The organism is Streptomyces sp. NPDC060198 (genome assembly GCF_042728415.1).
GTDB lineage: Bacteria > Actinomycetota > Actinomycetes > Streptomycetales > Streptomycetaceae > Streptomyces.
On record NZ_JBHWZJ010000344.1, the window covers coordinates 1 to 7475 of the forward strand.

7 protein-coding genes and 1 pseudogene are annotated in these 7475 nt (G+C 69.8%); 3 read left to right on the plus strand and 5 right to left on the minus strand.

Going from position 1 to position 7475, the window contains the following annotated elements:
• Positions 1 to 26 precede the first annotated feature (26 nt).
• Complete coding sequence (locus ACFWEP_RS28635; protein ID WP_387374254.1) at positions 27 to 1493, minus strand: purine-cytosine permease family protein; 1467 nt, start codon at positions 1491 to 1493, stop codon at positions 27 to 29.
• 293 nt (positions 1494 to 1786) lie between these two features.
• Between ACFWEP_RS28635 and ACFWEP_RS28640 the strand changes: the two genes are divergently transcribed.
• Complete coding sequence (locus tag ACFWEP_RS28640; protein WP_387374256.1) at positions 1787 to 2896, plus strand: LacI family DNA-binding transcriptional regulator; 1110 nt, start codon at positions 1787 to 1789, stop codon at positions 2894 to 2896.
• A 406-nt stretch (positions 2897 to 3302) separates the two neighbouring features.
• On the plus strand, positions 3303 to 4148 hold the full coding sequence (locus ACFWEP_RS28645) for an aminoglycoside phosphotransferase (RefSeq protein ID WP_387374258.1): 846 nt from the start codon (positions 3303 to 3305) through the stop codon (positions 4146 to 4148).
• Between the two features lie 104 nt (positions 4149 to 4252).
• Here the strand turns inward: ACFWEP_RS28645 and ACFWEP_RS28650 are convergent, their stop codons facing one another.
• Complete coding sequence (locus ACFWEP_RS28650; protein WP_387374266.1) at positions 4253 to 4690, minus strand: hypothetical protein; 438 nt, start codon at positions 4688 to 4690, stop codon at positions 4253 to 4255.
• Positions 4691 to 4983: 293 nt separating this feature from the next.
• Between ACFWEP_RS28650 and ACFWEP_RS28655 the strand changes: the two genes are divergently transcribed.
• Positions 4984 to 5319: a hypothetical protein gene (locus tag ACFWEP_RS28655; protein ID WP_387374260.1), complete on the plus strand. Its 336-nt coding sequence runs from the start codon at positions 4984 to 4986 to the stop codon at positions 5317 to 5319.
• 160 nt (positions 5320 to 5479) lie between these two features.
• On the opposite strand, the pseudogene ACFWEP_RS28660 reads toward ACFWEP_RS28655, so the two are convergent.
• The 3 genes and pseudogenes from ACFWEP_RS28660 to ACFWEP_RS28670 all read right to left on the minus strand — a co-directional run.
• Positions 5480 to 5794, minus strand: a pseudogene (locus ACFWEP_RS28660) (transposase family protein); the annotation flags it as partial.
• A gap of 174 nt (positions 5795 to 5968) precedes the next feature.
• Complete coding sequence (locus ACFWEP_RS28665; RefSeq protein WP_387374262.1) at positions 5969 to 6796, minus strand: glycosyltransferase family 2 protein; 828 nt, start codon at positions 6794 to 6796, stop codon at positions 5969 to 5971.
• Positions 6793 to 7473, minus strand: coding sequence for a hypothetical protein (locus tag ACFWEP_RS28670; protein WP_387374264.1), 681 nt, complete (start codon positions 7471 to 7473; stop codon positions 6793 to 6795). The genes ACFWEP_RS28665 and ACFWEP_RS28670 overlap by 4 nt, the downstream gene beginning before the upstream one ends.
• Positions 7474 to 7475: the final 2 nt, after the last annotated feature.

The window sequence follows — 7475 nt, forward strand, 5'->3', positions numbered from 1 at the left end:
CCGGGTGTACGGCGCCCGGCCACCGCTCAGGCGTCGAGGACGAGTTCCGCCTCGGCGCGCACGGTACGGCGGGCGAGCAGCCAGTACGCGACACCCGCGACGAGGGCACCGGCGAAGACCGACAGGTCCAGGCCGCCGGCCGCCTCGGAGAGCGGGCCGACGAAAACGGTGGAGTCGACCCAGAGAATGGCGGCACCGAAGCCGAGGAGCACCGCGATCAGACCGGCCGGGCGCACCCCGCCCTTGTGCCAGTAGATGCCCTTGGCCCCGGTCTCCCGGGGGAAGAGCGAGGGCACGTGGTAGCGGCCGCGGCGCAGCGCCCAGTCGGTGAGGTAGACGGCGGCCCACGGGCCGAGCCAGAGCACGATCAGGCTGAGGAAGTTCGACAGCAGGGTGTAGAAGTCCGCGGAGAACACGGCCCACAGGGTGATCGCGGTGCACAGGGTCAGGTCGACGAAGACGATCATCCAGCGCTTCACCGGCAGGCCGACGGCCAGCAGGTTCAGGCCGGAGGAGTACATGTCGGTGGTGTTCACCGCGAGCAGCGAAACGATCGCGAGCAGCAGATACGGGGTGATGAACCAGCCGGGCAGGACCTCCGGGAGCCCCGAGATCGGGTCGGAGGCGTTGGTGGTCGCGGTGGCGACGGCGGCGCCGAGGATCTGCAGGGCGATGTTGGGCACCATGCCGCCGAGCGCGGCGCAGCCGAACACCTTGCGGGGCGCGGCATCGGCCGGGAGGTAGCGCGAGTAGTCGCTGCCCATGTCGGCCCAGGACAGACCGCCCGAGGCGGTGACCATGGCCAGGACCAGGGAGATCGTCACCACCGAGGGGCCGGCGCCATGCGTCCCGAAGTCCGCCTTCGGGAAGACGAGGAACGCCATGACGACGAACATCGCGGCGAAGATCCAGGCGAAGTACTTCTGCACCTTCATGATCAGGTGGTAGCCCGAGAGCGGCAGGAGCATCTGGAGCCCGGCCGCGATCGCGATGGTCACCAGCTTCAGCGGGGTGCTGGTGGAGATGCCCGCCTGCTCGAAGAGGGCGAGGCCGGCGAGCACGATGAGGACCATGCCGCCCGCCTCGAAGCCGACCAGCATCACCCAGCTCAGCAGCGCCGGGAGGCGTCCGCCGTTCGGACCGAAGGAGGCCCGGGAGACGGAGTGCGTGGAGGTGCCGGTGCGCGGACCCTGGAGGCTGGTCAGACCGGTGACGGTGAAGCCGAGGATGTTGCCGACCACGATCAGCGCGACGGCGTACCAGAACGAGAGGCCGAAGGAGACGACCAGCGCCCCGTAGACGACGGTGAAGACGGTGGTGTTGGTACCGGCCCACAGCCCGAAGAGGCGGCCGGGGCCGCCCTGGCGCTCGGAGGCGGGGACGGCGTCGATGCCACGCTGCTCGACCGTGAAGACGGAGGTCGAGGACGTCCCGTCGGCGGGGGTGGCGTGGTCGGTGGATCCGGGCGGGGCGGTGGCGGTGGCCTCGGCCATGGTCGGCAGACGTCCTTTGCGGACTCGCGTCCCGGCCTGGGGGGACGGGACGAGGATGTACGGGGAGTTCCGGAACGAGCCGGTTGGCCGCACGGCGGTGTGCGGGGGGTGGAGCGGAGGGGTGGAGCGGTACGGCGAGGCCGTGCGGCGCGGCCCGAGCGGGGGAACCCGGCGCGCCGCACGTATGCCAAAACGTTTTGGCAACAGCCCGCAGGGAAGTGCTCAAACGTTTTGGCAATGATGCGGACCGTACTGCCTAAACGTTTTGGCAGTCAACCGGTAAGCTCGCCGCCATGTCAGACGTCACAGAGCCGGATCCGCGCGGCACCCCTCGCACGCCCCGCGCCTCCGGCGTCGCGGCAACCGGCGGACCCAGGTCCCGCGCCGTCGGCGCCGCGAAAACCGGTGGACTGCGCGAGGTGGCCCGCCGTGCGGGTGTCTCGGTCACCACCGCCTCGCACGCCCTCAACGGGGTGGGCAGGGTGGGCGCCGAGACCCGGGAACGCGTGCTGGCGGTCGCCGCCGAGATCGGCTACCGCGCCAACCCCAACGCCCGGGGGCTGCGCGGCGCCCGCACCGGACTGCTCGGCCTGACGCACCGCTCCGCCGTGGAGGGCGGGGTCACCGACATCGAGTACTTCGTCAAGATCGTCAACGCCGCCACCTGGACGGCGATGGCCCACGACTACTCCCTCGTGCTCGTCCCGCCCTCGCTCGACGGCCGCCCCTTCGAGTCGCTGCCGCTGGACGGGACCATCGTCATCGACCCGCTCACCGACGACCCGCTGCTCACCCGGCTCTCCGGCATGGGCGTCCCCGTCGTCACCACCGGCCGCGACCTCGCCCGCAAGGACGCCTTCCCCTGGGTCGACAACGAACTGTCCACCTGCGCCCTCGCCGCCTTCGACCACCTCGCCGCCACCGGCGCCCGCCGGATCGGACTGCTGACCGGCTCGACCGGCCAGTCCTACGACGAGGACGCGGCCCGCGCCTACCGCGACTGGTGCGCCCGCACCGGGAACCCGGTGCTGATCGACCGGGCGGAACCCGGCACCGACTCCACCGAAGCCGCGCGCAGGCTGCTCGACCGGCCGGACCGCCCAGACGCGCTCTACGTCGTGATGGAGAAGTTCGGGTTCGCCACCCTCGCGGTCTGCCGTGAACTCGGCCTCGGGGTGCCGGAGGACGTCCAGATCGTCGTCGGTGCCGACGGCGAGTTCGCCCGCAGCGCCCGTCCCGCGCTCACCGCACTGGACCTGGCGCCCGAGGAGATCGGCAAGCAGGCGGCGCAGCTCCTGATAGAGCTCGTCCAGGGCAGCGGCGCGGTGGCCGGAGACCTGCCCCGGCACCGGCTGGTCCCGGCCACGCTGCTGCGGCGCGCCTCCACCCGGGAGCCGGTCTGAGGAGCGTACGGCGGGGGTGCGGTCCGCCTCGACGCCGGCCGTGACACCGTCGAACAGGAGCTTCGCCGTTGCGGCGAGAGTGCGTACCGGGCGTCGCGACGGGGCGAACCTCGGCTGACGCGGCACTGAAGCGTGTGGTGAAAGTCCCGCCCGTCCGGCGACGCCCGGCACGCACGCTCGCCGCGTTGTCGGGATCGCCCCGATACGTCCCGTACCGGGGCAGCCCTCCGCCTTGCGATCGCACGTACCGGACGCCGCCGGACCCGCCCTCCGGGCGGACAGCGCCACTTGTACTGCCCCGTGCTTCTCCGCACTTCACCCGGAAGAAGTGTGCGAGCCGGTGCGAAGGCTGGGGCTGGGGCAAACGAAGGTGTGCTGACAGGGTGGGACAGGCACGATGCCTGGCATGACTGAGCCGCTGAGCAACACCGTCCCGCCCCCTGCCGTTCTCGAAGCATTCGGCGTGAAGGGCGATGCTGTCCCGCTGGTCGGCGGGCAAGGGCGAAGCGTTCTTGTCGGTCGGGCCGTGTTCAAGCCCGCCGAGGGGCCTGAGGACGAGGTCGAGTGGGCTGCCTCCCTTTTCGAGCGGCTGGCGCCGAGCAGCGACTTCCGGGTTCCGCTGCCGCTCCGGGCCACTGACGGGCGGAGCGTCGTGGGCGGTTGGACTGCCGGCGAGTTCCTGACCGGTGAGCCGGGTCCGCAGGGGCACTGGGCCGGCGTGCTCAGCGCGGGCCGTGCCTTTCACAGGGCCCTGCGGCAGATGCCCCGACCCGACTTCCTCGACCGGCACACCCATCCGTGGGCCGTGGCCGACCGGGTCGCGTGGGGCGAGCAGGACATCGACGTGATCGAGGAGCTCTCCGCGCCGTTCTCGGCTCTGCTGGAGCTGAGGCGTCACGTGAGGCAGGACGCGGCTCAGCTCATCCACGGCGACCTCACCGGCAACGTCCTCTTCGCCGCGGACGAAGTGCCCGCTGTGATCGACTTTTCGCCGTATTGGCGGCCTCCGGCGTTCGCCGAGGCCATCGTGGTCGCGGATGGTCTGCTGTGGTTCGATCTCCCGTCCGGCCTGCTGACGGTGGGCAGCGATCACGCCGACTGGCAGCAGCTGCTGATTCGTGCGCTGATTTTCCGACTCGTCGCGCACAGCGGGAGCGTGGGCCCGTCGGGGCGGGCTCAGCCCGATGAGAAGGAGCGGTACGTGAGGGCAACCGCGGTCGTGGCGAAGAGGGTGAAGGCGCTTCAGAGGTAGGTGTCTCTCGGGCGATCGCCCGCCGAACGAGTACGGGGGATGGTCCGGTCGACGGCCGGGCGTGGAGCTCGCCGCCGGTTGACGTCGTCGTCCCCACGAGGGCGTCACCGGGTATCGGATGGCCCGCGCATGTTCCACTCCCGAGCGTGGGCTCTACGCATCAGGCCTACCGCGGCATCGCCATCGGATAGCAAGGGATGGATACGTCGAACACAGTCGATCTGCCCCTGGAGGGATTTTCTGAGTTGCTTCAGGTTCCGGGCGCTGCAGGAGATTCCACGCCGCTCGGTCATGCCGGCCGCAAGAGAAACCTCTTCGATGCCCGCGGTGAATATTACGGATTCACCTTCGATTTCGGCGCGGCATTGCACGGCGCCCTCTCTGAAGTCGATGGAGACTCCGTACGTGACGCCACCGCCCGTGTACGTGGAGACAGGCAGGACATGCTCGGTCTCCTGCGGGCCGGTCAGCCCCAGAGTGCGTGCCGTCGCCTCGAAAGACGCCCGCACCTCCACGAAGAAGACCTGTGCCGACGGAACCATTCGCTTTCCTCTCCCTTCGCTGCCCCCGGAATTCCCGAGGTCGGACCCGGAGTCCTCCCCGCGGTCTCCGGCCCCCCCCGTCACCCAACCCGCTTGTCCTGTACGTAAGTCCATTCCCGCTGGTGCGTACTTTTTCGAGCCCAGTGCCCTGTGCCGACACCTTTCGCAGTGGCCACTTCCAAGACGCTCGTTGTCTCCGACTCCCGGCCGGACCGGACGCGGCCCGGCGCACAGGGCCTCGGCGAAGTCGCGTGATGCCCGGTTTGTGATCGTGGGGTCCCAGGAGGTGAGGGGTGCCGAACGTCCAAGGCTCCACGAACTCAAGTGCTGATAGCTTCGTGCCCGTGATCGTGTATCCGCTGTGGCATGTCGGCCACCAGAACGAAGCCGGCGACGACGGCTCGACAGTGCACGTCGATGAGAGCGGCGTGTTCTGCGACGAGTCAGATGGCGACGACGTAAAGCTGCTCGGCATCTACTCAACCCTCGAACGTGTTGAAGAGCGTGTGCGGCAGGCTCGACTGCTACCGGGCTTCCGTGGAGAACCGGAGTGCTTCTACTTCGACCCGTACGAGCTCGATGTGGACGAATGGACCGAGGGCTTCGTTCGAGTTCCGCCGGGCGAGTAGCCGTGGGCAGAGTCTCTGCGGGATGCCGTTCCGTGGTCACGTAAGCCCCAGGGTTTCGGCATAGTCGGGTTGTGCCGTCGGTGCCGGTGCGCCGATCGGCCAGCCAGTGACCCACCGCCTGCTCCAACGCGTCGCCGTCGATGCGGCCCAGCAGCCGCCGTACCGTCGTTTTTGCAGGCAGGCACCGCTTCGGGAACAGCGAATCAGGTCGTATGCCAAGGTGTTCCACAACAGAGGGCGGAGCGTCAGCGATCCACTCGCCGACTGCGAGCAGGGAGGTTGCTCCGGCCGAAACCGCGTACGCGGTCAGCCCGAGCACGACGACCAGAGCATGCCGTACACCGCGCAGTTCTCGCGGGTCGGGCACCTCGTGCAGTCGCTCCAGCAGGCCCGGGATCTCCCCGGGAACGGCCCGGGGCTGCTGGCGGAGTCGGTCAAAGGCAGGCGGGATCGGCAATGATGCTTCGGCAGGCACGGTCTTCCACCCGGATCACAGAGCGTCGAGAACTCCATGATCTTGGAAGTCCGTGCCTGTCACGTTCCCGGAACCCCGCCGAACCGGCAGATCATTACGAACCGGACGTCGAGCGACTTCGCCGAAGCCCTGGGCCGGCGCACGGTCGCGGCACGGCCGTGCCGCTCCGACGGCTCAGCCCTGCGGCTTCTCGCGTGACTTGAGCGCGATCTGCCACCGGTAGAAGCTCATCGCCAGGGCGAAGTCGAGCCCCGCCCGGCCGTCCAGGAACCCGCGCCGGTAGACGTACATGTATGCGAACGACACCAGTGGCTTGAACGGCGCCTTGTGGAACAGCTGCCCCTGGCGGGACTTGACCCGGCGCACCTGTTCCTTGACGTCGGGGTGGTGCTCCAGCCACGCCTCCCAGTCGGAGTACCGGTTGTGGCGCTCGAACCAGGCGGTCACCGGGTCGAGGTCCTGGTGCTCGATCGGGTTCCGCAGCGCCTGGGCGGAGTCGGCGACGGGCTGGTAGTGGCCCTCCACCTCCCCGATGCCGGGCGCGGCGAGGTCACCGACCTCCGGGTAGGCACAGCGGGTGCGGTCGGTCAGGGAGCGCTTGCGGATGGTGTAGCCGTGCCGCAGGCGTCTGCCGGAGAACCAGTACCCGAGCGGGATGTCGTACGCGGCGGGCTTCGGCGCGGCGGGATCGGCGAAGAGCGCGCGGAGTTCGGCGAGCAGTCCGGGACTGAGCCGTTCGTCGCCGTCCAGGACCAGGATCCAGTCGATGTCGGTGCGGACGTTCTCCAGGCACCACTGCTTCTTCCGGGGGTGGCCACCGTCCCAGGTGTACGCGACGACCTCGGCGCCGCACTCGGCGGCGATCTTCGCCGTGTCGTCGGTGCTGTGCGAGTCCACCACGACGACCGCCTCGAAGTGGCCGAGCACGGAGTTGACCGCCTCGGCGATATTGAGGCCCTCGTTCTTGGTGGGGATCGCCACGGCGATGGGCAGCTTGCTCAACTCTTGTCTCCTTCGGGCAGCCAGGCGTAGCAGCCTGTGGAGGTGAAGGTGCGGGTGGCCGCGGGGAGGGTGATGCGGACCGGCTGACCGCTCGCGGAGGAACCCTGGTCGAGCACTTTGCCCCCGGCCCCCTCGGTCCGCCAGGTGCAGGCGGTGGTGGGGGAGACGGAACGGTAGGTGCCGGGCCGCAGTTCCTTGCCGGTGTGGGCGCCGTCCGCGTAGCCGAGCGCCGCCTCGTCCACCAGGTCCTGGTGTCCGGCGCAGAGGTGGGCCACGGCCGGTGCGGCGTCGGGTACTTCGCCGGTGACGAGGGAGCCGACCGCGATCCGGCGGTCGGCCTTGACCAGGAAGTCGAGCTTGTCGCAGGTCTCCTGGCCCGTCTGGAGGACGGCGGCCGGGTCCATGCCCTTGGGCACCCGGTCGGTGAGGTACTCCTTCTCCTTCTTGGTGAACGTGCCGGTGGCAGGCGTGAGTTCGGCGCTGGGCACCTTGGGTCCGGTGGCGCCCGGTTCCGCGTCCGCCCCGAAAGCCCCCGGAGCCTTTGAAGTCCCGGACTGCGCGCCGTCGGTCGGTGCTGCGGTCGGAGGCCCCGCGACGGAGGGCCCGGGGGCCGCGGAACGCGGTGCGTCCGCGGCCTCGGGGGCGTTCCCGTCGTGGGACGAGCCGCACGCGGCCAGCG

Bases quoted from the DNA above. Each gene is read 5' to 3' on its own strand.
- ACFWEP_RS28635 (WP_387374254.1), bottom strand. From the start codon at position 1,493: ATGGCCGAGGCCACCGCCACCGCCCCGCCCGGATCCACCGACCACGCC.
- ACFWEP_RS28640 (WP_387374256.1), top strand. From the start codon at position 1,787: ATGTCAGACGTCACAGAGCCGGATCCGCGCGGCACCCCTCGCACGCCC.
- ACFWEP_RS28645 (WP_387374258.1), top strand. From the start codon at position 3,303: ATGACTGAGCCGCTGAGCAACACCGTCCCGCCCCCTGCCGTTCTCGAA.
- ACFWEP_RS28650 (WP_387374266.1), bottom strand. From the start codon at position 4,690: ATGGTTCCGTCGGCACAGGTCTTCTTCGTGGAGGTGCGGGCGTCTTTC.